This window comes from Clavibacter californiensis (assembly GCF_021952865.1).
Classification (GTDB): domain Bacteria; phylum Actinomycetota; class Actinomycetes; order Actinomycetales; family Microbacteriaceae; genus Clavibacter; species Clavibacter californiensis.
The window spans coordinates 612,616-637,953 of sequence record NZ_CP040792.1; the positions used below are offsets into that span (position 1 = coordinate 612,616).

The 25,338-nt window shown below is 73.4% G+C and carries 26 protein-coding genes; 13 read left to right on the top strand and 13 right to left on the bottom strand.

Going from position 1 to position 25,338, the window contains the following annotated elements:
- Positions 1–2 precede the first annotated feature (2 nt).
- The 3 genes from FGD68_RS03300 to FGD68_RS03310 are packed head-to-tail and all read right to left on the bottom strand — an operon-like array spanning position 3 to position 1,945.
- On the bottom strand, positions 3–530 hold the full coding sequence (locus FGD68_RS03300; protein WP_119373019.1) for a tetratricopeptide repeat protein: 528 nt from the start codon (positions 528–530) through the stop codon (positions 3–5).
- A 24-nt stretch (positions 531–554) separates the two neighbouring features.
- Complete coding sequence (locus FGD68_RS03305; RefSeq protein ID WP_119373018.1) at positions 555–902, bottom strand: hypothetical protein; 348 nt, start codon at positions 900–902, stop codon at positions 555–557.
- A 32-nt stretch (positions 903–934) separates the two neighbouring features.
- Complete coding sequence (locus FGD68_RS03310) at positions 935–1,945, bottom strand: LacI family DNA-binding transcriptional regulator (protein WP_119373017.1); 1,011 nt, start codon at positions 1,943–1,945, stop codon at positions 935–937.
- Between the two features lie 225 nt (positions 1,946–2,170).
- On the opposite strand from FGD68_RS03310, the gene FGD68_RS03315 reads away from it, so the two are divergent.
- The 4 genes from FGD68_RS03315 (at position 2,171) to FGD68_RS03330 (ending at position 7,779) form a co-directional block, all read left to right on the top strand.
- A complete protein-coding gene (locus FGD68_RS03315; protein ID WP_104236531.1) occupies positions 2,171–3,463 on the top strand; it encodes an extracellular solute-binding protein in 1,293 nt (430 codons plus the stop codon).
- Between the two features lie 10 nt (positions 3,464–3,473).
- Positions 3,474–4,499 carry a carbohydrate ABC transporter permease gene (locus FGD68_RS03320; protein ID WP_104236532.1) on the top strand — a complete coding sequence of 342 codons (1,026 nt, stop codon included), beginning with the start codon at positions 3,474–3,476 and terminating at the stop codon, positions 4,497–4,499.
- Positions 4,496–5,401, top strand: coding sequence for a carbohydrate ABC transporter permease (locus FGD68_RS03325; RefSeq protein WP_119373016.1), 906 nt, complete (start codon positions 4,496–4,498; stop codon positions 5,399–5,401). Before FGD68_RS03320 ends, FGD68_RS03325 begins: the two co-directional genes overlap by 4 nt.
- A gap of 77 nt (positions 5,402–5,478) precedes the next feature.
- Positions 5,479–7,779, top strand: coding sequence for a beta-xylosidase/alpha-l-arabinosidase (locus tag FGD68_RS03330; protein ID WP_390610976.1), 2,301 nt, complete (start codon positions 5,479–5,481; stop codon positions 7,777–7,779).
- 82 nt (positions 7,780–7,861) lie between these two features.
- On the opposite strand, the gene FGD68_RS03335 is transcribed toward FGD68_RS03330, so the two are convergent.
- Positions 7,862–8,719, bottom strand: coding sequence for a helix-turn-helix transcriptional regulator (locus FGD68_RS03335; protein ID WP_119373864.1), 858 nt, complete (start codon positions 8,717–8,719; stop codon positions 7,862–7,864).
- 101 nt (positions 8,720–8,820) lie between these two features.
- Between FGD68_RS03335 and FGD68_RS03340 the strand changes: the two genes are divergently transcribed.
- The gene (locus FGD68_RS03340) at positions 8,821–9,501 is read left to right on the top strand and encodes an SDR family NAD(P)-dependent oxidoreductase (RefSeq protein ID WP_317207890.1); all 681 of its coding nucleotides are present in this window, start codon (positions 8,821–8,823) and stop codon (positions 9,499–9,501) included.
- A gap of 37 nt (positions 9,502–9,538) precedes the next feature.
- Here FGD68_RS03340 and FGD68_RS03345 read toward each other — a convergent pair whose 3' ends face one another.
- From FGD68_RS03345 to FGD68_RS03355, 3 genes are read right to left on the bottom strand one after another with little or no spacing between them, the layout of a single operon-like run.
- Positions 9,539–10,957: an MSMEG_0567/sll0787 family protein gene (locus FGD68_RS03345; RefSeq protein ID WP_237609768.1), complete on the bottom strand. Its 1,419-nt coding sequence runs from the start codon at positions 10,955–10,957 to the stop codon at positions 9,539–9,541.
- 3 nt (positions 10,958–10,960) lie between these two features.
- Complete coding sequence (locus FGD68_RS03350) at positions 10,961–12,088, bottom strand: MSMEG_0568 family radical SAM protein (RefSeq protein WP_119373574.1); 1,128 nt, start codon at positions 12,086–12,088, stop codon at positions 10,961–10,963.
- Between the two features lie 11 nt (positions 12,089–12,099).
- Positions 12,100–12,630: an MSMEG_0572/Sll0783 family nitrogen starvation response protein gene (locus FGD68_RS03355; protein WP_104236538.1), complete on the bottom strand. Its 531-nt coding sequence runs from the start codon at positions 12,628–12,630 to the stop codon at positions 12,100–12,102.
- A 279-nt stretch (positions 12,631–12,909) separates the two neighbouring features.
- Here FGD68_RS03355 and FGD68_RS03360 point away from each other — a divergent pair, with 279 nt between their 5' ends.
- From FGD68_RS03360 to FGD68_RS03395, 8 genes are all read left to right on the top strand, one after another.
- A complete protein-coding gene (locus FGD68_RS03360) occupies positions 12,910–13,827 on the top strand; it encodes a carbon-nitrogen hydrolase family protein (RefSeq protein WP_119373573.1) in 918 nt (305 codons plus the stop codon).
- Position 13,828: 1 nt separating this feature from the next.
- A complete protein-coding gene (locus tag FGD68_RS03365) occupies positions 13,829–14,170 on the top strand; it encodes an MSMEG_0570 family nitrogen starvation response protein (RefSeq protein WP_237610027.1) in 342 nt (113 codons plus the stop codon).
- Positions 14,167–15,519 carry an MSMEG_0569 family flavin-dependent oxidoreductase gene (locus tag FGD68_RS03370; RefSeq protein ID WP_237609769.1) on the top strand — a complete coding sequence of 451 codons (1,353 nt, stop codon included), beginning with the start codon at positions 14,167–14,169 and terminating at the stop codon, positions 15,517–15,519. The genes FGD68_RS03365 and FGD68_RS03370 overlap by 4 nt, the downstream gene beginning before the upstream one ends.
- Before the next feature lie 9 nt (positions 15,520–15,528).
- Positions 15,529–16,389: a carbon-nitrogen hydrolase family protein gene (locus tag FGD68_RS03375; RefSeq protein WP_104236541.1), complete on the top strand. Its 861-nt coding sequence runs from the start codon at positions 15,529–15,531 to the stop codon at positions 16,387–16,389.
- A gap of 49 nt (positions 16,390–16,438) precedes the next feature.
- The gene (locus tag FGD68_RS03380) at positions 16,439–17,605 is read left to right on the top strand and encodes an MSMEG_0565 family glycosyltransferase (protein WP_237609770.1); all 1,167 of its coding nucleotides are present in this window, start codon (positions 16,439–16,441) and stop codon (positions 17,603–17,605) included.
- Positions 17,562–19,034, top strand: a complete 1,473-nt coding sequence (locus FGD68_RS03385) for an AMP-binding protein (protein ID WP_237609771.1) — start codon at positions 17,562–17,564, stop codon at positions 19,032–19,034. The genes FGD68_RS03380 and FGD68_RS03385 overlap by 44 nt, the downstream gene beginning before the upstream one ends.
- Positions 19,035–19,102: 68 nt before the next feature.
- Positions 19,103–19,390, top strand: a complete 288-nt coding sequence (locus FGD68_RS03390) for a GNAT family N-acetyltransferase (protein ID WP_182480879.1) — start codon at positions 19,103–19,105, stop codon at positions 19,388–19,390.
- A gap of 2 nt (positions 19,391–19,392) precedes the next feature.
- The gene (locus FGD68_RS03395; RefSeq protein WP_119372473.1) at positions 19,393–19,791 is read left to right on the top strand and encodes an SRPBCC family protein; all 399 of its coding nucleotides are present in this window, start codon (positions 19,393–19,395) and stop codon (positions 19,789–19,791) included.
- A gap of 40 nt (positions 19,792–19,831) precedes the next feature.
- Here the strand turns inward: FGD68_RS03395 and uraD are convergent, their stop codons facing one another.
- From uraD to FGD68_RS03425, 6 genes are all read right to left on the bottom strand, one after another.
- Complete coding sequence (gene uraD, locus FGD68_RS03400) at positions 19,832–20,377, bottom strand: 2-oxo-4-hydroxy-4-carboxy-5-ureidoimidazoline decarboxylase (RefSeq protein WP_259336072.1); 546 nt, start codon at positions 20,375–20,377, stop codon at positions 19,832–19,834.
- A complete protein-coding gene (gene pucL / locus FGD68_RS03405; protein WP_119372474.1) occupies positions 20,350–21,267 on the bottom strand; it encodes a factor-independent urate hydroxylase in 918 nt (305 codons plus the stop codon). The genes uraD and pucL overlap by 28 nt, the downstream gene beginning before the upstream one ends.
- A gap of 2 nt (positions 21,268–21,269) precedes the next feature.
- Entirely contained in the window at positions 21,270–21,611 is a 342-nt protein-coding gene (gene uraH / locus FGD68_RS03410; RefSeq protein ID WP_237609772.1) for a hydroxyisourate hydrolase, read from the bottom strand.
- A 372-nt stretch (positions 21,612–21,983) separates the two neighbouring features.
- Entirely contained in the window at positions 21,984–22,817 is an 834-nt protein-coding gene (locus FGD68_RS03415; RefSeq protein WP_119372475.1) for a MurR/RpiR family transcriptional regulator, read from the bottom strand.
- The gene (locus tag FGD68_RS03420; RefSeq protein ID WP_119372476.1) at positions 22,814–24,064 is read right to left on the bottom strand and encodes an allantoate amidohydrolase; all 1,251 of its coding nucleotides are present in this window, start codon (positions 24,062–24,064) and stop codon (positions 22,814–22,816) included. The genes FGD68_RS03415 and FGD68_RS03420 overlap by 4 nt, the downstream gene beginning before the upstream one ends.
- Positions 24,061–25,311: a pyridoxal-phosphate-dependent aminotransferase family protein gene (locus tag FGD68_RS03425; RefSeq protein WP_182480880.1), complete on the bottom strand. Its 1,251-nt coding sequence runs from the start codon at positions 25,309–25,311 to the stop codon at positions 24,061–24,063. The genes FGD68_RS03420 and FGD68_RS03425 overlap by 4 nt, the downstream gene beginning before the upstream one ends.
- Positions 25,312–25,338 lie beyond the last annotated feature (27 nt).

Consider the following 25,338-nt stretch of genomic DNA (forward strand, 5'->3'; position numbering starts at 1 on the left):
GTTCAGCCTGGCAGGTCGGATCGTGCGTCGCTGCCGTCGTCGCTGTCGCTGGCGCGCTCCGCGAGCTCGTCCGCGTAGGCCGCGACCGCCCGGCCGTACGCCGGCAGCGTGGGCGCGAGCCGTCGGAGCGCGACGGCCAGCGCCTCCGTCGGGCGTCCCGCGTCGTGCAGCGCGAGCGCGAGGAACGCGTCGCGTCCCGTCGCGTGCTCGTCGTCGGGCAGCGCCTCCAGGAGGTCGACCGCTTCCGTGGCCTCGCCGACGTTCCGCAGGGAGCTCGCGAGCTGGATCACCGCGAGCGGCCGGTGCTCCGGATCCAGCCCGCCGTCGAGCGCCCGCCGGTACAGCGGCACGGCCTCCGCCTCGCGGCCCACGAGGTCATGCGCGCACGCCAGCTCGAAGAGCGCCCGCGGTTCCCCGGCCGGGCGTTCCGAGACCAGCTCCCGCATCGCGGCGACGGTCTCGTCCGCGCGTTCGTCGTCGGCGGCCGCCCAGAAGGCGGCGACCCGTACGTCCCAGTCGTCGTGGTCCATGGACCCAGCCTGTCAGGCGGGGAGTCAGTCTCCGAGCGCGGCGCTCGAGGGTCGATCCTCGCCGCTCGCCGATGGCGCGGCCCGTCCCGCCTTGTCCGCCGTGGGCTTCCGCGACGACCGCATCACGTTCCTCACGCCCCAGACCACGTACCCCACGATCACCAGGGCGATCCAGATGCCGCGGATCGGACCGGCAGGGAGGAAGACCGCCACCACCATGAGCGGGATCACCGCGTAGAACTTCACGATCGCGTTCTGGTTCTGGAAGTCCTCCTGGTCCCGTATCTCCGTCGGCGTGAGCCGCCGCATCCACGCCGGCCTCGTGCCCTTCTGATCGTCGCGCGGCGCGGCCCGGTCGTCGTCGTCTCCCATCTCTCGAGCGTGCCAGGTCGGCGGCCCGTCGGTCAGCGGCCGCGCGGCGGCGGCGGCCCCGTCGTCGCCCGGCGCACGAGGCGCGTCGGCAGCTGCACGTGCATCGCCTCGGGCCCGGTGCCGGACATCAGCGACATGAGGAGATCGACCGCGGTCGTGCCGAGGCGCTGCATGGGCTGGCGGATCGTGGTCAGCGGCGGCGTCATCTGCGACGCCTCCGGGATGTCGTCGAAGCCGATGACGGAGAGGTCCTCGGGCACGCGCATTCCGAGCTCGGCGGCCACCTGCAGGATCGCGATGCCCGAGAGGTCGTTGGCGGCGAAGATCGCGGTCGGCGGGTCCGGCATCGCCAGCAGGGCGCGCGCCGGCTCCCGCGCGGCCGCGGTGAGGAAGAGGCCCGACCGCACGAGCGCCGGGTCGAACGCGATGCCGGCGTCCTGCAGGGCGCGGCGGTAGCCGGCCTCACGCAGGCTCGCCGAGCGGAGGTCGGGGCGGCCGGCCAGGAACCCGATCCGCCGGTGGCCGAGCTCGAGGAGGTGCCGCGTCGCCTGGAGCGCGCCGCCGAGGCTGTCGGACTCGACGCTCGGCAGGTCGGCGGGCCCGGTGTGCGGGTCGATGGAGACGACGGGGATCTCCGTCTGGGCGGTCACGACCGTGGGCGTCACCATGATCGCGCCGTCGATGAGGGTGCCGCTCAGCCGGCTCAGCGACCGGCGCTCCCACCCCGTGTTGTCGACGGGACGGGAGCCGCTGTATGCCAGGAGGTCGTACTGCGAATTCCGCAGGGCCGCGCCCACGCCCTTCAGGATCTCCGCGCTGAACGGCTCGAAGCCCGCCACCAGCACGCCGATCACGCCCGTGCGGTGGGAGCGCATGCTGCTCGCCACGAGGCTCGACTCGTAGCCGAGGCGCTCGACGACCTCCATCACGCGGCGCGACGTCTCGGCCGAGATCCCGTAGCGCCCGTTCACCGCCTTGGACACGGTGGACACCGAGACGCCGGCGGCAGCGGCGACGTCGTGGATGGTGGCGCGGCGGGGCATGGATTGGACCCTACGCCCGGAGAAAAGGATTTCGAAAACGTTTGACGAAGATCGGAGCGCGACCGAGACTGGCCCGACCGGCCCCCGTCACGACGAAGCGACGAAGCGACGACGCGACAGAGGGCCCGGACCGAGTCGCACCCCACAGCACCAGGCACGCGGCTCGCGCACGTCCACCCCCGACACCCACCAGGGTGCGCTCAAAGAAGAGACAGGTAGAACGACATGAAGGCACGGAAGATCCTCACGGGATCCGCGGCCCTGCTCGTGGGGGCCCTCGCCCTCGCCGGCTGCAGCGGCAGCGGTTCCGGCAACGGCGACGACGGCGGCCCCGTCGAGATGACGCTGTGGCACAACTCCACCACCGGCCCGGGCAAGGCGTTCTGGGACAAGACGACCGCGGACTTCAACGCCGCGAACCCCGGCGTCACCGTCACGCCCACGTCGATCCAGAACGAGGACCTCGACGGCAAGCTCCAGACCGCGCTCAACTCGGGCGACGCGCCGGACATCTTCCTGCAGCGCGGCGGCGGCAAGCTCGCCGCGACGGTCGCCGCGGGACAGGTCATGGACATCACGGACGGCATCTCCGCCGACGCGAAGGCCGGGATCGCGCAGAGCGCGTTCGACGCGAACTCGATCGACGGCAAGGCGTACGCCATGCCCGTCGCCGTGCTCCCCAGCGGCATCTTCTACAGCCAGGACCTCTTCACGGCGGCCGGCATCACGGAGACGCCGAAGACCATGGACGAGCTGGACGCGGCCGTCGACAAGCTCAAGGCCACGGGCGTCGCCCCCATCGCGCTCGGCGCGAAGGACGCGTGGCCCGCCGCGCACTGGTACTTCAACTTCGCGCTCCGCGAGTGCAGCTCCGCCACGCTCGAGAAGGCCGCCACGGACAAGGACTTCAGCGACGACTGCTGGATCAAGGCGGGCCAGGACGTCGAGGACCTCGTGGGCACGAACCCCTTCAACGACGGCTTCCTCACCACCGCGGCGCAGCAGGGCGCCGGCTCCTCGGCCGGCCTCATCGCCAACAAGAAGGCGGCCATGGAGCTCATGGGCGCCTGGGACCCGGGAGTCATCGCGGGCCTGACGCCGGACACGAAGCCGCTGGCCGACCTGTCCTGGTTCCCCTTCCCGGAGATCTCCGGCGGCGCGGGTGAGCCCGGCTCCATCATGGGCGGCATCGACGGGTACTCCTGCTCCGCGCAGGCCCCGAAGGCGTGCGTCGACTTCCTCAACTACATCGGCACCGCCGACGTGCAGAAGGAGTACTACGCGGCCTTCAACGCCCCGCCCGTGAACACCGAGGCGCAGACCGCGGTCACCGAGCCGTACCTGAAGGAGATCATCGCGGCGTACAACGACGCCCCCTACGTCTCCCAGTGGCTCGACACCGTCTACGGCCTGAACGTCGGCAACGCGATGAACGTCGGCGTGGTCGACCTCATGGCGGGCGACGGCAGCCCGGAGAAGCTCATCCAGACCGTCGGCGACGCGGCCAAGAAGGCCTAGGCGATCCGACATGGCTATCCGCGAGAGCTCGCTCGACGAGCAGCGTCCCGCGGCTGATCCTGCACACCCCGAGGGCGGCGTCGTGACGACGCCGCCCTCGGCGGTGCGTGCGCGACGCCGCGGCCTCGGCTGGTCCGGTCGCCTCGAGGTCCTGATCCTCGTCGGCCCGGCCCTCCTCTTCTTCCTGGGCTTCGTCATCTACCCCGTGGTGATGGCGGCCTACTACGGCTTCTTCAGCTGGCAGGGCTTCGGCCCGCCCACGGTGTTCGTGGGCTTCCGGAACTACATCACGATCCTCCAGGACCCCACGTTCCACGAGGCGCTGATGCACAACGCCGTCATCGTGATCCTGTCGCTCGTGCTCCAGGGCCCGGTCGCGATCCTCGTGGCGCTCCTGCTCAACCGGAAGCTGCGCGGCCAGTCGATCATCCGCGTGCTGATCTTCGTGCCGTACGTGATCTCCGAGGTCGTCGTCGGCACCGGCTGGAGCCTCATGCTCCAGGGCTCCGGCGCGCTCAACGGCTTCCTCGCGAACATCGGCCTGGCCGACCTCCAGCAGGACTGGCTCGCCAACCCCGACATCGCGATCTGGTCGCTCATGACGATCATCACCTGGAAGTACATCGGCTTCGCGGTGATCCTCTTCCTCGCCGGCCTCCAGGGGATCCCCGAGGAGCTGTCCGAGGCGGCCGCCATCGACGGCGCGTCGTACTGGCAGATCCAGCGGCGCATCACGCTGCCGCTGCTCGCGCCGACGCTGCGCATCTGGGCGTTCCTGTCGATCATCGGCTCGCTGCAGCTGTTCGACCTCGTCTACATCATCTGGGGCCAGTACATCTCGGCCACCGCGGGGACCTCGACCATGGCCACGTACCTCGTGGCGAACGGACGCGGATCCGGCAACTACGGGTACGGCAATGCCGTCGCCGTGGTGCTCTTCCTCATCTCCCTGGTCGTCGCGCTCGTCTACCAGCGCTTCATCCTCAACCGCGACACCGCCGGCGCCCTCACGGGTGCGGGAAGGAAGAAGAAGTGACCGCCGTCACCGCGGCTCCGCGCAACGCGGACCTGGATCCCACCTACTCGGCGAAGACGCCGAAGCCCAAGCGGGCGAAGACGCCCGGACAGGGCAAAAACCCCATCCCGTACCTCGTCGCGGTCGTGCTGATCGCCCTGATGCTGACGCCGGTGGCGTACATCATCCTGGGCGGGTTCCGCACGAACGCGCAGATCACGACCGACCCGGCGGGCTTCCCGTCGCCGTTCCAGATCCAGAACTACGTCGACGTGCTCGGGGGCTCGATGTTCTGGCGGCAGGTGGGCAACTCGCTCATCGCGGCCATCGGCACCACGGTCGGCGCGGTCGTCCTCGGCCTCATGGCGAGCTACGTGCTGGCCAGGTACACGTTCTTCGGCCGGGGAGCGCTCTACGCGCTCTTCGCGTCCGGGCTCATGTTCCCCATCACGGTGGCGATCACGCCGCTCTACATCGTGATCCGCTCGCTCGGCCTCACGAACTCGCTGCCGGGGATCATCCTCCCGCAGATCGCGTTCGCGCTCCCGACGACGATCATCATCCTGGTGCCGTTCCTGCGGGCCATCCCGGACGAGATCCAGGAGGCCGCGTTCATCGACGGGTGCAGCCGCATCGGGTTCTTCTTCCGCATGGTCGTGCGGCTGTCGATGCCGGGCGTCATCACGGTGGGCATCCTCGCGTTCATCGGCAGCTGGAACAGCTACCTGCTGCCGCTGTTCCTCCTGAGCGACGCGTCGATCTACACGCTGCCCCTCGGCGTGCAGTCGTTCTCGTCGCAGTACTCGGTGGACACGGCCAAGGTGCTCGCGTTCACGTCGCTGTCGATGATCCCGGCGCTGATCTTCTTCTCGATCTTCGAGCGCCGCATCGTCGGCGGCCTCACCGGCGCGGTGAAGGGGTGACCGGGGCGGAGGCCCCCGTGCCCGGCGCCGTGGAGCTCCCCGAGGTGTCGGAGCGCGTGCGCGAGCTGCACGCGCGCATGACCCTCGAGGAGAAGCTGGCGCAGATCGTCGGCTACTGGGTCGACCAGGGCGGCGAGGTCGTCGCTCCCATGCAGGGCGAGATGGCCACGACCGGCAAGTACGAGGAGGCGACCGAGCACGGCCTCGGGCACCTCACCCGCGTGTACGGCACGCGACCGGTGGATCCGGTCGAGCGCGCCTCCTGGCTGTGGGCCGAGCAGCGGCGGCTGCGGACGGAGACGCGGCTCGGGATCCCGGCGCTCGTGCACGAGGAGTGCCTCACCGGGCTCGCCGCGTGGCAGGCCGCGACCTTCCCCACGCCGCTCGCGTGGGGCGCGTCCTTCGACCCGGGTCTCGTGGAGGAGATGGCCGCGCTCATCGGCAGATCCATGCGCGAGCTCGGCGTGCACCAGGGCCTTGCGCCCGTGCTCGACGTGATCCGCGACGCCCGCTGGGGCCGCGTCGACGAGTGCATCGCGGAGGACCCGTACGTGGTCGGCACCATCGGCACCGCGTACGTCCGCGGGCTGCAGTCCGCCGGGATCCACGCGACGCTCAAGCACTTCGTCGGCTACTCGGTCTCGCAGTCCGGACGCAACCACGCGCCCGCGCACGTGGGCCCGCGCTTCGTGGAGGACGTGCTGCTGCCGCCCTTCGAGATGGCGGTGCTCGACGGCGGGGTGCGGTCGGTCATGAACTCGTACGCGGAGATCGACGGCGCGCCCGTCGGCGCCACCCCCGAGTACCTGACCGACGTGCTCCGCGGCCGCTGGGGCTTCGACGGCGTCGTGGTCTCCGACTACTTCTCGGTCGCGTTCCTCCAGGTGATGCACGCCGTCGCGGGCGACCGTGGCGAGGCGGCCGAGTCGGCGCTCGCCGCGGGCATCGACGTGGAGCTGCCCACCGGCGACGCGTACCTCGCGCCGCTGGCCGAGCGGATCCGCGCCGGGCTCGCCGACGAGTCGCTCGTCGACCGCGCGGTGCTCCGCGTGCTCGCCGAGAAGGAGGAGCTGGGGCTGCTCGACGCGACGTTCGAGGATCCGCCCACGTCGATCGATCTCGACACCCCCGCCCACCGGGACGTCGCGCGCCGGCTCGCGGAGGAGTCGATCGTGCTGCTCGCCAACGACGGCACCTTGCCGCTCGCCGACGACGGCACCCTGCCGCTCGCCGGCGCCGGCAGGACCGCTCCCGGCCGCATCGCGCTCATCGGCCCCAACGCCGACAGCGCCGAGGCGCTCATGGGCTGCTACTCGTTCGCGAACCACGTGCTCGCGCACCACCCGGGCACGCCGCTCGGGTTCGCGATCCCGACCGTCGCGGAGGCGCTCCGGGCGGAGCTGCCGGACAGCGAGCTCGTGGTCGTCGCGGGCGCCGAGGTCGGGGGCGACGACCGCTCCGGCTTCGACGCAGCGGTCGAGGCGGCACGCGGATCCGACCTCGCGGTCGTGGTCGTCGGCGACCGGGCGGGCCTGTTCGGCCGCGGCACGGTCGGCGAGGGCAACGACGTCGAGAGCCTCGAGCTGCCCGGAGTGCAGCGCGAGCTGGTCGAGGCCGTGCGCGCCACCGGGACGCCCGTGGTCGTGGTGCTGCTCACCGGTCGGCCGTACGCGGTGGCATGGGCTCTCGAAGGCGATGCGGCTCCGGCGGCCGTGCTCCAGGCGTTCTTCCCGGGCGAGGAGGGCGGATCCGCGATCGCGGGCGTCCTCTCCGGCCGGGTGTCGCCGTCGGGCCGCCTGCCCGTCTCGCTCCCGCGGTCCGCGGGCGCGCAGCCGTTCTCGTACCTGCACCCGATCCTGGGCGGCCCGAGCGAGGTGACGAGCGCGGATCCCACGCCCGTCCTCCCGTTCGGGTACGGCCTGTCGTACACGACGTTCGCGCGGAGCGACCTCCGGGTCGAGACGGCCGAGGTGGCGGCGGGGGAGGCGTTCACCGCGACCGTCGAGGTCCGCAACACGGGCGACCGCGACGGCACCGACGTCGTCCAGCTCTACGCGCGCGACGTGCAGGGCAGCGTCACGCGGCCCGTGGCGCAGCTGCTCGGCTACCTGCGGCTGGATCTGGCGGCCGGCGAGTCCGTGCGCGTCACGTTCCGGGTGCCCACCACGCGCCTCGCCCTCACCGACCTGCGGTACCGCCGCGTGGTCGAGCCGGGCGCGGTGGAGCTGTGGGTCGGTCCGTCGAGCGCCGTGAAGGAGACGGAGGCCGCGATCGCGATCATCGGATCCGCGTGCCACGTCACCATCGCGGACGAGCGGTACGTGGGCACGTCGGTCGAGCGCGTCGGCGTCGCCGAGCGGGTGCTCGCGCCGAGCTGATCCCCATCACGACGGAGCCCCGGCGCCGCGTCCTCGCGACGCCGCGGCCGGGGCTCCGGCGCGGGGGCAGTCGACGCGTGGCTCAGGCCCCCGCGACCTCCACCGGCGCCGTCGTCAGCGCCTGCAGGCCCGTGACGCGGAGGAGATCCAGCCGCGCCTCGTCCGTGCTGCCGGGCTCCGCCGTGTAGACGACGATGCGGAGGTCGCTGCCCGGCACCGAGAGGGTGTCGCAGTCGATCGTGATGGGGCCGACCGGCGTGCTCGTGACGGTCTTCCGACTCGACCGGTGCTCGGCGACGCGCCCCTCGCTCCAGCGGCGTTCGAACTCGGGCACCTCCGCACGCAGTCGGGCGACGAGGCGGGCGAGCGCGCGATCCGCGGGGTAGCGGCCGACCGCGGTGCGCAGATCCGCCGCGAGGTCGCGCGCGAACTCCTCCTCGTGCACGGCGTCGAAGTCGGTGCCCGCGTGGCCTCGCGTGAAGTAGGTCCAGACGAGATTGCGGTCCCAGCCGGTGCGCGTCGACGGATCGCCGTTGAGCGCGGCCCACAGCGGGTTCCAGAGCAGCATGTCGTGCGTCGCCGTGAACACCGCGATGGGCACGTCGCCGAGCCGGTCGACGATCCGGTGCACGCCCGGGGTGATGTGCCGCGGCACCTCTCCGCGTCCGGGTGGGGCGACGCCCGCGACCCGGTGCAGGTGGTCGCGCTCGTCCTCGGTGAGGCGGAGCGCGCGGGCGAGCGCGCCGAGCATCTGCGGCGACGGGTTCACCGACCGGCCCTGCTCGAGCCGCACGACGTAGTCGACGCTCACGCCCGCGAGCGCGGCGAGCTCCTCGCGGCGGAGGCCCGCGGTGCGGCGGTGGGAGCCCGCGGGCAGGCCCACGTCGGCCGGCTGCACGCGCTCGCGCCAGGAGCGGAGGACGCTCGCGAATTCGGTCATGCCCCCATCCTCCGCGTCGGCGGGCGGATCAGCCTGGTACCGCCGGTCCTCCCGTCGACCGGTGCCTGGGCGATGCGGCTGCCGGGGCGCACGCTCGACCCATGACCACGACACTGATCACCGGATCCAACCGGGGCCTCGGCCTCGAGACCGCCCGCCGCCTCGTCGAGGCCGGCCACACCGTGCACGCCGGCATGCGCGACACCGCCGACGGCGACGCCGCCCGCGCCGTGGGCGCCCACCCCGTGCAGCTCGACGTCGACGACCAGGCGAGCGTCGACCGCGCCATCGCCTCGCTGCCCGAGCTCGACGTGCTCGTCAACAACGCCGGGATCCTCGGCGGCGCACAGGGCGTCGACGACCTCACGCCCGAGGCGATGACGGCCGTGCTGCAGACGAACGTCGTCGCCGTGGTGCGCGTGACGCAGGCGGCCCTCCCGCTGCTGCGCGCATCCGCGGCTCCCGTGATCGTCAACGTGGCGTCGGGCGTCGGCTGGCCGCGCGCCCTCCGCGGCGAGGACACCGACGAGCGCCACGTGATGACCGTGCCGTACGCGACCTCGAAGGCCGCCCTCATCACCGCGACCGTGCAGTACGCCAAGAACCTGCCGGGCTTCCGCATCAACGCCACCGACCCCGGGTACACCGCGACCGACTTCAACGGCAACAGCGGACACCAGACGGTGACCGAGGGCACGGACGCGACCGTCGCGATGGCGCTCGTCGGACCCGACGGGCCGACCGGCGAGTTCCACAGCCGGCACGGGCGCATCGAGTACTGAGGCCCGGGCAGGGGCGCTGGCGCGCGCCGCGCCCGGCTCAGGCCGCGCCGAGGCCCGTGACGCCCGCCGCGACCGCGGGCGTCACGACGCCGTCGGGCCAGCGCAGGCCCACCCCGGGCTCGGCGGTCAGTCGTCCGATCGCCGCGGTCGTCGCGTGCGGCGACGCCATGCGCGAGGCGCCCGGGGCGTCCGCGGTCAGCATCCCGAAGCCGGGGAAGCAGGTGAGCCAGTCGCCCATCGCGACGTCGGCGGATCCGGGGACGGGCACGTCCGCCACGTCGACCACGGCGCCCGTGCCGCTCGCCTCCGCGAGCATGCCGGCGGTGCCGACGATCCCGGCCATGCTCACGTCCTTCGCGGCGGCCGGGCGGGCGCGCGCGACGGTCGCGGCGAGGTCGCGGAGCTCCGCGGGGGAGCGCCCCTCGGTCGAGTTCCACTGCGCTCCGCGGTGGCCGGATCGCCAGGATCCGGACAGGTCGACCGTGAGGCTCAGGGCTTGGCCGGCGGACGCACCGCCCCCGGGGACCGGATGGGCGGTCCTGCCGAGGGCGGTGACGCTGAGGGCGGCGGGCACGCCGAGCTGCGTGTGCCCGCCGAGGATCGGGATGCCCCAGGCCGCGGCGCCCCGGCGGACGCCGGCCATCACGCGGCGGACGGACGCGGCGTCGCGGCCCGCCACGGAGTCGAGCAGGCCGACGGGGGTCGCGCCCATCGCGCTGAGGTCGTTGACGTTGACGAGCACGCCGCACCAGCCGGCCCACTCGGGATCCCGCTCCACCATGGAGGGGAGGATCGCGTCGCACGCGGCGATCACGTCGGTGCCGGGCACGGGGGCGCCGTCGTCGCCCACCCAGCCGGGGCCGCCGAGCGCGGCGCCGAGCGCGGCGGATCCGTCCGGCGCCCCGGGCTCGAGCACCGCGGCGAGGTGCGCCTTGGTCGCGTCGACGAGCCGCTGGATCCGGCCGACGGGCCAGCGCATGGTGACGTGGTCGACGCCGCCGACGACCGCGGTGCCAGTGGGGATCCAGCCCAGCCGCCGGAAGAGCACGGCGCTCCGCGACTGCACGGTCGCGTCGAAGCGCAGCACGCCGGCCTGCTCCGCGTGCACCGCCGCGGCCCGCACGAGCGCCGAGCCGACGCCCCGGATCCCGCGCGCGCCCGGCGCGACGACCAGCCGCGACCCCGTCCACCAGCCGATGTCCCGCGCGCCGACGGGCGCGAGCCGCACGCCGCCGACGACCCCGCCCGCGGCGCGCGCCACCAGCACGACCGTGCGCGGATCCTCGTCGAGCGCGTCGAGGTCGGTGTCCGCGAAGATCCCCTGCTCCTCGACGAACGCGTCGTGCCGTAGGCGCCGGTACGCGTCGAGGTCGCGCCCATCGGCCTCGGACACGAGGAACGCCGGCGCCGACCGGACGACCGGCGGGCCCATGAGGGCGGGGACGTCGAGGAGCACGGATCAGCCCCCGGCGGTCTGCAGGGCGGAGCAGGCGCCGCAGGCCGCGCAGCCCGCCTTCTGATCGGCGCCGCGCATCCCGGCGGCCTGCAGCGCGCGCGAGACGCGGAACGTGACGTCGCGGAGCACGGATCCCTCGGGCGCGGGCACGTGGTCGACGTCCGTCGCGAGCGTCCCGCGCAGCGGCCGGAACGGCACGATGAACGGGTAGACGCCCATCCCGATGAGCTCCTGGGCGCCGGCGACCATCTCGTCCGGATCCTCGCCGAGCCCCACCAGCAGGTAGGTGGACACCTGATTGCGGCCGAAGACCCGCACTGCCTCCCGCCACGCTGCGCGGTACTCGTCCATCGAGACGCGGGACTTGCCCGGCATCCAGCGGCGGCGCACGTCGTCGTCCATCGACTCCACGTGGATCCCGATGGAGCGCGCCCCGGCCTCGTACAGGTCGGTGATGGTCGACAGCTGCGCGGGCGGCTCGCACTGCACCTGGATCATGAGGCCGGGGACGGCCGCCTTGACCGCCCGGACGCAGCGCGCGAGGTGGGTGGCCCCGCGGTCGCGTCCGTTGCTCGTGCCCGTGGTCATGACCATCTGCTCGACGCCGTCGAGCCGCCAGGCCGCCTCGGCGACCTCCGCGAGCATGGCCGGGGTCTTGACCGCGATGGTGCTGCCCGAGGCGAGGCTCTCCTCGATCGAGCAGAATCGGCAGCGCTCCGACTCGTCGTACCGCACGCACGTCTGGACCACCGTGGTGGCCAGCACCTTGGCGCCGTGCAGCCGCGCGATCTTCTCGTAGGAGACGCCGTCGGCGGTCTCGAGGTCGTAGAACCGGGGCCGGTCGACCGCGTCCACCTCGTAGCCGGTGTCCTCGCCGTCGAGCAGCAGCTTGCCGTCGTCGACGAGGTACGGGCTCTCCGGGTCGGCCGGCACCGCGGACTGGAGCCCGCGGAACATCACGTGCCCGTCGTCGCTCGGCCCGGCGCCGCCCTCGCGGTGCACGGGCGCGGCGACGCGGATCCCGCGGATGGCGATGTCGACCCGCGTGGTGAGCGCGGCGGCGTCCGCATCCTCACCCGCGTCCGCCTGCCGGGCGCGGGTCGGCGTCGTCGTCCTTCTGGTGACGGTCATGCCGGCACCGGTCAGACCATGTACGTGCTGTTGATGATGGCGCCCTTGCGGGCGTAGTGGATCACCGCGTCCTGCACGTCGAGCGGGTGCGCGGGGATCACGCCCGCGATGAGGTCCTCCTCGCGTGCGCCGTGCAGCGCCAGGCCGAAGCGGCAGCAGAAGACGGTGCCGCCCTCGGCGATGAAGGTCTCGAGCGCGTTGTTGATGTTGTTCTCGCCGGGGAACCCGTCGGCGCCCGTCGTGGGGAAGCCGCGGTTGGCGATGGCGTTCAGGGATCCGGGCCCGTAGAAGTACAGGACGCTCGTGAACCCCTTGCGGAGCGCGCGCGTGGCCTGCAGCACGGCGACGAAGCTCACCGACGACTCGTGCGCGATGCCGTGCACGAGCTGGAAGTAGTACTCGTCCTTCGAGGCGGTGTAGTCGGGGAAGATCTTCGTAGACCCGTAGAGGCTGCTGCCCTTCGGGAGCGAGGGGTGCGCGATCTCCTCGCGCGACCTCTCGATGTTGTCGAGGATCTGCTGGTCGATGTCGGCGTCGGTCATGGTGCTCTCCTTGGGCGATCGGATGCGGCGGGTTCGGGGTCTGGCACGAGTCTTCGGCCGTGCTGTTGCGAGTGGATTACGGCGATGATTCCGTTTGTTTCCCCGCCTCGGCTTGCGGAGCCGGATATGCCGGTGAAGAACGCATTCGGGCCATTCGACCGGCGCGCGCGAAACGAGAAGTTGTTCCGTCCGAAACCAAGCCGAAACAGGGCGTGGCCTTGACTGGGCCCCACGCGCAGGATCCTGCGCCCACCGCACCGACCCCCTTCAGGAGGCACGATGTCGACGACCGTCGCCGCCGTCTCGGCGAACTTCACCCGGGACCTCGACCAGAACTACGCCCTCATCGCGAGCCTGATCGCCGAGGCCCGCGAGAACGGCGTGGAGCTCATCGCGTTCCCGGAGGCCGCGATCGGCGGGTACCTCTCCTCGCTCGGCAACCACGGCGACACCCTCAGGACCACGACCCGTTCGCTCCCGCCCGCCATCCGCCTCGACGGGCCGGAGATCCGGCGCGTGCAGGAGATCGCCGGCGACATGATCGTCTGCATCGGCTTCTGCGAGCTCGATGACGACGGCGAGACCCGGTACAACGCGGCCGCGTGCCTCGACGGATCCCGCGTGTACGGCTCGTACCGCAAGGTGCACCAGCCGCTCGGCGAGGCCATGTCGTACTCGGCGGGCGACGTCTACGAGGCGTTCGACACCCCCGTCGGCCGCGTGGGACTCCAGATCTGCTACGACAAGGCGTTCCCCGAGGCGGCGCGCTCGCTCGCGATGGACGGCGCCGAGATCATCGTGAGCATGTCGGCCTGGCCGGTCGCGCGCACGGCGACCGCCGAGGACCTCCAGCAGGATCGCTGGACCTACCGGTTCAACCTCTTCGACTCCGCGCGGGCGCTCGACAACCAGGTGTTCTGGATCGCCTCGAACCAGGCTGGGTCGTTCGGCTCGCTGCGCTACGTCGGCAACGCCAAGGTCGTGGATCCCGGCGGCAACGTGCTCGCGACGACGCTGCTCGACGCGGGGCTGGCCATCGCGGAGATCGACGTGGAGGGCACGTTCCGGGCGATGCGCGGCGGCATGTTCCACCTGCGCGACCGGCGGCCCGACGCGTACCGGACCGGCGAGGGCGTCCCCGCCGATGGCCTCTCCGCCGCCGGCCTGCCCGCCGAGGAGGCGCTGGCCCGTGCCTGAGATGACCTTCCGGGTGCGCTGGCCCGACGGATCCGAGGCCGACTGCTACTCGCCGAGCCTCGTGATGCACGACCACCTCGCCGCCGGATCCGCGTACCCGCTCGACGACTTCGTGCGCCGGTCCACCGAGGCGCTGCGCGTCGCGAGCGAGCGGGTGCGGGCGCGGCACGGGTTCGCGTGCACGTCCGCGATGCAGCAGGAGGAGGAGATCCTCCGGGCGGCCGCGGGCTTCGACGGCGGGACCGTGGCGGTGCTGCGCATGGAGCCGCCGCTGCCGGATCCGGCGACGACGGCGACGACCGCGACCGCGACGACCGTGACCGCGACGGGGGCCCACGCGTGACCCGGGCGACCCGCGTCGTCGACGGGGCGCGCGTGCCCGTCGCCGTGGTGGGCGGCGGCCAGGCCGGGCTCTCGATCAGCTGGCACCTCACGCGGCGCGGCGTCGAGCACGTGGTGCTCGAGCGCGACCGCGTCGGGCACGACTGGGCCGACCGCCGCTGGGACGCCTTCACCCTCGTCACGCCCAACTGGCAGTGCCGGCTCCCCGGGTACGCGTACGCGGGCGACGACCCCGACGGCTTCATGACGCGCGACGAGGTGCTCGCGTGGATCCGCGGCTACGCCGACTCCTTCGACGCGCCCGTGGTCGAGGGAGTGCTGGTCACCCGGCTGCGGGACGCCGCCGCGGGCGGCTTCGAGGTCGTCACCGACCAGGGCACGATCGTCGCGGAGCAGGTCGTCATCGCGACGGGCGGCTACCACCGGCCCGTGCTCCCGGCCGCTGCCGCGCGGATCCCCGACGGCATCCGGCAGGTGCACTCCGCCGACTACCGCTCGCCCGACGCGCTCCCCGACGGGGCCGTGCTCGTGGTGGGATCCGGCCAGTCCGGCGCGCAGATCGCGGAGGACCTCCACCTCGCGGGCCGCCAGGTGCACCTCGCCCTCGGATCCGCGCCCCGCTGCGCCCGCCGGTACCGCGGCCGCGACTGCATCGCCTGGCTCGAGGACATGGGCGTGTACGACATCCCCGTGACCGCGCACGTCGGCGGGCTCACCAAGCGCGAGTCGACCAACCACTACATGACCGGGCGCGGCGGCGGGCGCGACATCGACCTGCGCGCCTTCGCCCGCGAGGGGATGCGCCTGCACGGGCGGCTCGCCGGCGCGGAGGGCACGCGGCTCGCCTTCACGCCCACCGTCGGGGCGTCGCTCGACCACGCCGACTCGGTGATGGAGTCGATCAAGGACGACATCGACCGGCACATCGCGCGCGCCGGCGTCGACGCGCCGACCGAGCCGCGGTACGTGCCCGTCTGGCGGCCCGAGCGCGAGGAGACCGGGCTCGACCTGGCCGAGGCCGGGATCACGAGCATCGTGTGGGCCGCCGGCTACCGGTCCGACTACTCGTGGGTGCAGGTGGGCGCGTTCGACGGATCCGGGCACCCGATGCACCAGCGCGGATCCAGCGCCGTCGCCGGCCTGCACTTCCTTGGCCTGCCGTGGCTGCACACGTGGGGCTCGGGGCGCTTCGCCGCCATCGCGCGCGACGCCGAGCACCTCGCGGACCGCATCGAGGAGCGTTCGGGGGACCGCGCGGCGGACCGGACGCCCGCCGGGGCCATGGACAGCACGGCGGAGCGGGCGACGCAGCACGCCGGCGCCGGGGTGGGGGCGGCCTGGTCCGGCTAGCCTGTCGCCATGGCCGAGATCACGATGGGGGCGGTCGCGGCGCACTTCGGGCGCGACGTCGAGCGGACGCTCGCCAAGCTCCCCGGCATGATCGACCAGGCCCGCGAGCGCGGCGTCGACCTGCTGGTGCTCCCGGACGCGACCATCGGCGGCTACCTGCTCGACATGGAGCACCCGGGGCCGGACGCGCTGCCGCCCGCCGTGGAGCTGGACGGCCCGGAGGTGCGGGCCGTGACCGAGATGGCCGGCGACATGACGGTGTGCTTCGGGGTGGCGGAGCGCGCGCTCGAGGGAGGCGAGGAGATCCGGTACAACAGCGCCGTCTGCGTGCAGGGCGGCCGGGTGCTCGGCACGCACCGCAAGGTGCACCTGCCGCTCGGCGAGTCGGAGGCGTACCGGGCCGGATCCGCGTTCGCCGCGTTCGACACCCCAGTGGGACGCGTCGGCATGATGATCGACTTCGACAAGACCTTCCCGGAGTCGGCGCGCACGCTCGCGCTCGACGGCGCCGAGATCCTCGCGTGCCTGAGCGCGTGGCCGGCCAGTGTCACGGACCGCTCCGACCGGCTCCGCAACGACCGGCAGGCGCACCTCTTCGACCTCTACGACTGCTCGCGCGCGGCCGAGAACCAGCTCTACCTCGTGTCGTCGAACCAGACCGGGGTGCTCGGCGGCCTGCGGTTCCTGGGGCAGGCGAAGGTCGTGGATCCCGCCGGCGAGATCGTCGCGAAGACGTGGGCGAAGGGCGGCCTGGCCGTCACGACCGCGGATGCGTCGTCGGACATCGCGCGCGCCCGACGCACGATGCACCACCTGCGCGACCGGGTGCCGGCGGCCTACGCGCCGACGTTCGCGCCCGCCGTCGGCTGACCCGCCGACCCCCGACCCGCCGCCCGCCGACCCACCCGAGGAGCGCCCCGTGCGGATCGCCCTGCTGACCTACTCCACCAAGCCGCGCGGCGGGGTGGTGCACACGCTCGCCCTCGCGGAGGCGCTCGCCCGGCGCGGGCACGACGTCGACGTCTGGACCTTGGGGCGCGGCGGCGACCGCGCGTTCTTCCGCGAGGTCGACCCGGCCGTGCGGATCCGCGTGGTGCCGTTCGCCGCGCGTGACGACGAGACGGTGGGCGAGCGCATCGTCCGCTCGATCGTGACCATGCGCGAGGCCTTCGCCGCCGCGCGCCAGGCCGAGGCGTACGGCGTCGTGCACGCGCAGGACTGCATCTCGGCGAACGCGGCCGGGCCCTGCATCCGCACGATCCACCACCTCGACGAGTTCACGACGCCGGAGCTCGTGCGCTGCCACGACGCCGCCGTGCGCGAGCCGATCGCTCGGCTGTGCGTGTCCGCCGCCGTCGCCGCGGAGGTCGAGGAGGGCTGGGGCCTCGTGCCCACGGTGATCTCGAACGGCGTCGACGGCGCGCGCTTCCGGGCGGCCGCGGGGCCCGCGGGCGCCGCGGGCCGCGACCGGATCCGCGCCGCGCTGCGCGAGCACAGCGTGGACGGCGATTACGTGCTCGCGCTGGGCGGCATCGAGCCGCGGAAGGGCAGCGTCGACCTGCTCGAGGCGTTCGCGCTGCTGCGCGCGTCGCGGCCCGGGCTCCGCCTCGTGTTCGGCGGCGGCGAGACGCTGTTCGACTACCGGGCGTACCGCGAGGCGTTCGACGCGCGCGCGGCCGAGCTGGGGATCCGGCCGGTGATCCTCGGCGTCATCGACGACCCCGACGTCCCGCCGCTCGTCGCCGCGGCCGGCGCGCTCGCGTTCCTCTCCACGAAGGAGGGCTTCGGCCTCGCCGCGATGGAGGCGCTCGCCGCGGGCGTGCCCGTGGTCGCGCGCGACCTGCCCGTGCTGCGCGAGGTGTTCGGGTCGTCCGTGCTGTTCGCGACGGATCCCGCGGGCGCGGCCGACGCCATCGCCGCGGCACTCGACGGGCGCGCGCCCGACCCGGCCGAGGGCCGCGCGCTCGCCGGGTCCCACGACTGGGACGACGTCGCCCGTCGGCACGAGGCGTTCTACCGGGCGACGGGGACGGAGGGGGATCGTGGCCAGGCAGTCCATCTCGCGGATCATCTCGGGTCTCGCTGACGCGGATCCCGACCGCGTCGTCGTGCGCGACGACGCCGGGGCGCTCAGCGCGCGCGAGCTCGACCGGGCGTCGAACCGGCTGGCGCGCGCCTACCTGGCGCTCGGCGTCGAGCAGGACGACCGGGTCGCGATCGCGCTGCCGAACACCCGCGAGATGGTCGTGGTCTGCGCCGCCGTGTGGAAGGCCGGCGCGACGCCGCAGCCGATGTCGACCGGCCTCTCCGCCGAGGAGCGCGCGCACGTCGAGGACCTCGCCCGGCCCGCGCTCGTGGTCGGCGCCGAGTCCACCCGGAACGGCGTCCCGTCCGTGCCCGTCGGCTGGTCGTCGTCCGCCTGCCCCGACGACGGATCGCCGCCCGACGACGGACCGCTGCCCGACGCCTGGGCGCGCAGCTGGAAGGCGCCGACCTCGTCGGGATCCACCGGCCGCCCCAAGGTCGTGGCGACGACGGCTCCCGCGCTGCTGGATCCCACGCTCCCCGTGGCACCGTACCTCCCGCTCGACCAGGTGCAGCTGGTCTCGGCGCCGCTCACCCACTCGGCCGCGTTCACCTACGCGTTCCGGGGCCTCATGACGGGCCATGCGCTCGTGCTCCTGCCGCGCTTCGACGAGCGGCGGGTGCTGGCCGCGATCGCCGAGCACCGGATCACGTGGGCGCTGCTGGTGCCGACGATGCTGCACCGCCTGCTCCGCCTCCCCGACGACGAGCGGCGGGCGGCCGACCTGTCGAGCCTCCGCACGGTGCTGCACCTGGGCGCGCCGTGCCCGCCCGGCGTGAAGCGCGCGACCATGGACTGGATCGGGCCCGAGCGGCTCGTGGAGGTGTACGCGGGGAGCGAGTCGAACGGGATCCTCACCATCCGCGGCGACGAGTGGCTGCGGCACCCGGGCAGCGTCGGCCGGCCCGCGGCGGGCACCGCGGTGTCGATCCGCTCGGCGGAGGGACGGGAGCTGCCCGCGGGCGAGGTCGGCCGGATCTGGATGCGCCGCGACGGCGGGCCGGCGTACGCGTACGTGGGCGCCGGATCCGCCCGCACGCCAGACGGCTGGGACACGCTCGGCGACCTCGGGCGCGTCGACGCGGACGGGTACGTGTTCGTGCTCGACCGCGCCGACGACGTGATCCTGCGCGGCGGCGTGAACGTGCACCCCGCCGAGGTCGAGCGCGTGCTGGAGCAGCACCCGGACGTGCGCGGCGCGGTCGCGTTCGGCGTGCCCGACGACGACCTCGGCCAGCGCGTCGAGGCCGTGGTCGACGTGGCGGACGCGGAGGTCGACCCCGCCGACCTGCTCGCGTGGGCCCGCGCCCGGCTCGACGCGGAGCGCCGTCCGGCCGCCGTGCGCCTCACCCGGACGCCCGTGCGGGACGACGCCGGCAAGACGCGGCGGCGGGCGTACGCGCGGGCGGCGGTCGACGCGAGGGGCTGAGGAGCGCGGCCCGGTGCCTGCACCCGGGATCCGGCGTCCACCCGCGACGGCCGCCGGCACGACACCGCGTGGCTGCACCACTGGCTGGCGGGATCCAGCCGGGGACGCGGCCTGGCCACCCGGGCGCTGGCGGGCGCCGCCGCGGGGCCTTCGCCGACGGCCACTTCCGCCTCGAGCTCGGGTACCGCGTGGACAACCCGGCGTCCTGCCGGGTCGCGACGCGCGCCGACTTCATCGCCGAGGGGACCGAGGGGGCCGAGCTCCGCTACGGCGACGCGCGCTTCGCCGTGGAGACGCACGCGCGGTTGGCGACGGATCCGGCTCCCGACGTCGTGCCGCTCCCGGGTAGCGTCTAACCGTGACCTGGCCCGCGCTGCACATCACCCGTTCCGTCGACGCCGACGTGGCATCCGTGGTGGCCGTCGCGGGGGATCCAGCACGGCTGCCCGAGTGGGCGGCGGGCGTCAGCTCGGGGATCCGGCTCGAGGGCGGCCGCTGGCTGTCGGAGTCGCCGATGGGCCCGATCGAGTTCGCGTTCGCGGGCCCGCGCGAGCTCGGGATCCTCGACCACGACGTGACGCTCCCCGACGGCACCGTCGTCCGCAACCCGCTGCGGGTCCTCCCCAACGACGACGGCAGCGAGGTCGTCTTCACGCTCTTCCGTCGGCCGGGCGTCTCCGACGTCGCCTTCGCGGAGGACGTCGCGCTCGTCTCGGACGACCTCGACCGCCTCGCGGCGCTGGTCGCCCGCGGCTGATCCGCGCACGCTCGTCCGCCCGCCCTGGGGGTCGGCGGCGTCAGCGCCCGAACGTGCGCTCGATGCGCAGGAGGGCGATGTCGCGGAGGGCTGCCCGCACCTCGACCTGCTCATCAGCGACGCCGTTCTCCGATCGTCGCTGCAGCTCGAGGAGGATCTCGGGGGCGGAGCGTCCTGCGGCGCGGATGAGGAACACCCACCCGAACCGCTCCTCGTACGCGACGTTGCCTGCCCGGATCGCAGCCGTGGTGTCGGCATCCGAGCGCGCGGACGCGGCCTGCTCGAACGCCGATGACGACGCAGCGCGGCTCGTCTCCGCCGCTCGCTGCCCGATGCGGGGGTGCTCCGACAGAGCCGCCATCACCTCGGGCCACGTCCACGCATCCGCTGCGGCGCTCGCCGCCCCGCTCAGCTCCGCCACGGAGCCGTAGGGGCGCCCCGCGGCGAGGGTGGACGCCCAGGAGGGGATCGCCGCCCACTCCAGCGCGAGCTCCTGCGCGGCGAGAGGGGGCATGGCGAGGAACTCGTGCCATCGTGCGCCGTCGACGACCACGGCGTTCACAGGAACCCGGGGACGGACACCCATGCACCAGGTGCTGCCGGCTCGCCGTCCCGCACGACCGAGCCGTTGATCAGGCCGTAGGGGCGGTCCGCGGCGAAGAGGACCTCGTTGTCGTTCGTGAGGCCGAAGGGCGCGAGATCGACCGGGAAGTGGTGGTTGTTCGGCATCGCGAGCCTCACCTCCGCGAGCTCCGGGCAGGCTTCGAGGACGGCTCGCCCCATCGCGAAGAGCGTCTGCTGCAATGCGAGGGAATGCACGGTGGCGAAGGCCTCGAGCAGGGCCGCGACGGCTCGGCCGTGAACATCGTCGAAGTCCGCCGTGTCCGCCGCGGCTTCCGCGTAGCGCCATCGCGCGGTGACATCCGTCGCGAGGACGCGGTCCGCGGTCTCCCCGAGCGTCGTGTGCTCCGTGCGCGGGAACCCGTGGAACTCGCTGCCGGCGGACTTGAGGACGGTCAGGTCCGTCACGCCGCCGAGCACGTGCACGGTCGCGGCGTCCCTCTGCACGACGCTGGTGCGGGTTCCTCCGCCGGTCCGCACGAACGAGTGGTCGTGGGGTGCACCGTCCGCGGTGATCCGCGACCAGCCGTACTGCTCAGCGGAGAGCGTGCAGCCGTCGAACTGCGGGAAGGCGTCCATGAAGTGGGAGGCGAGGGTGAGGAGGAACCTCTCGGGGCTGCGCACGCCGAACCTCTTCGCGAACGCGTAGATGGTGTTCTTCTGGGAGTCGGTCGCGTGGACGAGCGAGTTGTCCCCGCTGTAATAGGACTCGTCGAGTGCCGCGCCGCGCATCTGCGTCGTCACGTTGAGGTCCTCGATGGCGTGCTGCGACGTGTCGCGGGTGACGCGCACGAGTCGGACCTCGGCCTTGCCGTACTGATGGGTTCCGAGGACGAAACCGGGAGGATGGGGCACGGTCAGCTCCCTCGATAGGTGGAGTAGGCGAACGGGCTCAGCAGCAGGGGCACGTGGTAGTGCGATGCAGCCCCGTCCGGGACCGCGAACGCCACGGTGATGTGCGGGAAGAAGTGCGCCGTGGCCGTCGACGCGAAGTACGCGCCGGTGTCGAACGTCAGCGTGTGGATGCCGGCGGAGAGCGCCTCGGCGAATGCGACGCGGCCGTCGCCGTCGGTCGTGGCCGAGCCGATGCGGTCGCCGGTGTCCGCGCGAGCGAGATCCACGCGGAGGCCCCGGACGGGCTCGCCTCGGCTGGTGTCGAGGACGTGCGTCGACAGCGTCGTGGGCATGGCCGCGGTCACGGTGTCATCCCGAGGTGATGGTGGTGGGAGAGGGCGAGCGCACGGCTCGTGGTGGTGGTCATGTCGGTCCTGACGATCGCGCGAGAAGGGGCTGCGGATGCAGCGGGCGACCGGTCGAGCGCCGGTCGGAGGCAGCGTCCCGCTCAGGGACGGACCGGGGGTTGCCTTCCGTGCGCGATCGCCCCGCGGTTCCAGGCGGTGCGAGCGACGGACGTGGACGTACCCGACATCGTCGGCTCCCTCCGGTGTGCGGCGATCGTTCCTGTGATCGACCGTACGAGGCGGATGTTTCCCCCTTGTTGCCGGCGTGTTGAGGGTGGTCGCGGCGCACCGGCCCCGGAACGGGAGCGCCGGCGCCGTCGCCTGCGCCGCCTACGGTCTGGCGAGCTCGTCCAGCGCGTCGTAGGTGGTCGCGATGGCCGCGATCCGGTCCCGACCCGTCCGACCTGAGGCGTCGTAGACGTCGTTCGCGATCGCGGCGATCACGGCGAACATCGCCGCGAGCGAGTCGAACGCCGACGGCGAGTCCACGGGGCAGAGGATCGTCGTGGCGGCGGGCGCGGCGAGCACGGCTGCCGTCGGGTCGCCGAGCACGACGACGTCGGCTCCCGACGCGACGCAGCGCTCGACCAGCCGGTCGACCCCCGCAGCGTGTCGGCGCACGGAGACGATGACGACCACGTCACGCCGGTCGAGGTCGGCGACCTCCTCTCCCAGGCGTTGCCCGGGCGCGGGGACGATGCGCACATCCGGTCGCACCTGGAGGAGCTGCGCCCGGAGCTGGAGCGCGACCGGGTGCGCTCCGCGTTCGCCGAACAGCATCACCCTGCGGGCGCGCACGATCCGGCGGGCGAGGCGCGAGCGATCCGCGCGCGCGAGGGACGCGAACGCCGCGTGGAGGTTTCGGGATTCGACTGCGCGCTGGTCGACGTGAGCGGCATCCTCCGCCACCCACGGCATCCCGCTGCCCCGGGCGGCCATGAGCTCCCGCCGCACGTCGGCAGCGTCCTGGAACCCGAGGGAGCGCACCAGCCGCGAGACGGTGGCCTTCGACGTCCCGGACTCGGCGGCGAGGTGCGCGGAGGTCCCGACGAGCAGGAGCTCCGGGTCGTGGCGGACCATCGCGGCGACTCGGCGCTCGGCGGGCGAGAGCCGATCCCAGACGGCGTCGATGCGCTCGCGCACGTCGGGCTGCGCCGCCGTCATGACGCGCTCCGTCCCAGATGGGCGATCGCTTCCACGAGCGCATCCAGCCCGAGCGCGATGTCGCCCTCGGAGACGAACTCGTCCGGGTGGTGGCTGATGCCGTCCGGGTTGCGGAGGAACAGCATCGCGACGTCGGTGATGCGCCCGAGCGACATGGCGTCGTGGCCTGCGCGCGAGAACAGCTCCATCGGCTGCGCCTGTCCGGTGGCGACGATGCCGGCGCGGACGGCGGCCATCAGGCGCGGCGAGCAGGGCACGGTGGGAGCGCGATGCACCTCCGTAGGGGTCACGCTCACCCCACGGCGCTCCCCGATGCCGGCGAACGCCGTGGCGATCTCGTCCCAGACGCGGTCGCGTCCGTCGTCGGACTCCGCACGCAGGTCGACGGAGAACCACGCGTGGCCCGGCACGACGTTCACCGCGCCCGGTGCGATGGTCATCGTGCCGACGGTGCCGACCGCGCCGAGGTGGTGCGAGCTGCGGCAGATCCGCTCGACGGCCAGTGCCGCCTCGGCTGCGGCGAGCAGGGCGTCGTGTCGCCGCTCGTACGGGGTGCCACCGGCGTGCCTGGCCTCCCCGACCGCCTCGACCGTGAACCGTCGGGCGCCGGCGACGCTCGTGACGACGCCGAGCGCCTGGCCCGCGTCGTCCAGGAAGGGCCCCTGCTCGATGTGCGCCTCGAGGTACCCGACGAGTCGGGCCGGGTCGATCGCGGCGTCGCCGACGCGGGCGGGGTCGAGCCCGAAGTCCGTGAACGCCTGCCGCAGCGAGATCCCGTCGGCGTCGGCGAGATCCCACCAGGCGTCGTCCCACACCCCGGCGACCGCCGAGGACCCGAGGAGCGCCTTGCCGAACCGGGTGCCCTCCTCGTCGGAGAAGGCGATGACCTGGATGCCGAACGGCAGCGGCCCCTGGCCCGTCAGCCGGGCGACCGCCGCGACCCCCATGAGCACGCCGACGATTCCGTCGTAGGGCCCGGCGTCCACGACGGTGTCGAGGTGCGACCCGACGAGCAGCACGGGGGCGTCGTCCGTCGCGCCGGGGACGCTGCCGTGCAGGTTGCCGGCGTCGTCCTGCCACGTGGTCATCCCGGCGTCCTGCATCCACCGCGCGACCATCGTGTTCACGCGCGCGTGCTCGGGCGACAGGTGCACGCGGGTGATGCTCCCGGGCGTCGAGGTCACGGCGGCGAGCTCGCCGCACCATCCGACGATCGTCGCGGCGTCCGGTACGGCGGCGGCCGTCACGACACCACCGCCGAGGACGCCGGGGCTGCCGCGGTCGGGGCCGCGTACGCGTCGAGCGCCGCGTCGACGCCGCCGCCCTGCGGCACGGGGAACCCGCCCCGACGCAGCACCTGCTCGAGCGCGGACAGCGTCGTCACGACGGCGTCCTTGCGGGCGTTGTAGCCCATCGTCCCGATGCGCCAGACCCGCCCGCGCAGGGGCCCGAACGAGGTCCCGATCTCGATGCCGTGGTCCGCGAGCATGGCCCCGCGCACGGCGTCCCCGTCGACGACGTCCGGGATCCGCACCGCGACGACGTTGTGCATCTTGTGCGCCACGTCCCCGAAGACCTGCAGCCCGAGCTCCTGCACGCCGGTCAGCATCGCGCGGCCGGCGAGCTCGTGCCGGGCGACGACGGCGTCGCGGCCTTCCTCGAGCAGGATCCGGGCGCACTCGTGGGCGGCGTAGAGCATCGACGCGGCCTCGGTGTGGTGGTTCAGCCGGCGGGGTCCCCAGTAGTCGAGGATCATCGCCAGGTCGAGGTAGTTCGATCGGATCGGCTCGTCGAGGACCTCGTCGCCCGGCTCGCGGATGCCCGCCTCGACGCTGCGCCGCCCGTCGAGCACGGCCGTGGCGCGCGGCGACAGCGTCACGGGAGCGCTGCCCGACGGCCCGCCGAGGCACTTCTGCAGCCCGACGCTGACGGCGTCGATGCCCCACGCGTCCACCTCGAGCGGGTTGCCGCCGATGGATGCGGTGGCGTCGGTGTAGAGCAGCACGCCGTGTCGCTCGCAGATCGCGCCGAGCTCGTCGAGCGGCTGGTTCATCGTCGTGGAGGTGTCGCCCTGGACGACCGCCAGCACCTTCGGCCTCGTCGCCACGATCGCGTCCTCGATCGCGGAGGTCGGGAACACCTGCCCCCATGCGGTCTCGATCGTGTGGACCTCGGCCCCGGCCCGCCCGGCGATCTCGGCGAGCAGGTGGCCGAACCGCCCGAACACGGGCACGAGGACGCGGTCCCCCGGCGCCAGCAGCGACACGAGGACCGCCTCGATCCCGGCCCGGGAGGTGCCGTCGACGAGCGCCGTGGCCACGTTCGCGGTGCCGAACACCTGCCGGTACAGCCTCTGGGTGTCGTTCATCGTCGACGTCATCCACGGGTCGTACTGGCCGACCAGCGGCGTCGAGAGCGCGCGCAGCACGCGCGGGTCGGCGTCGATCGGCCCCGGGCCCATGAGGAGTCGAGCGGGCGGGTTCACTGGCAGCATCGGGATCTCCGTTCCGATCATGAGGAT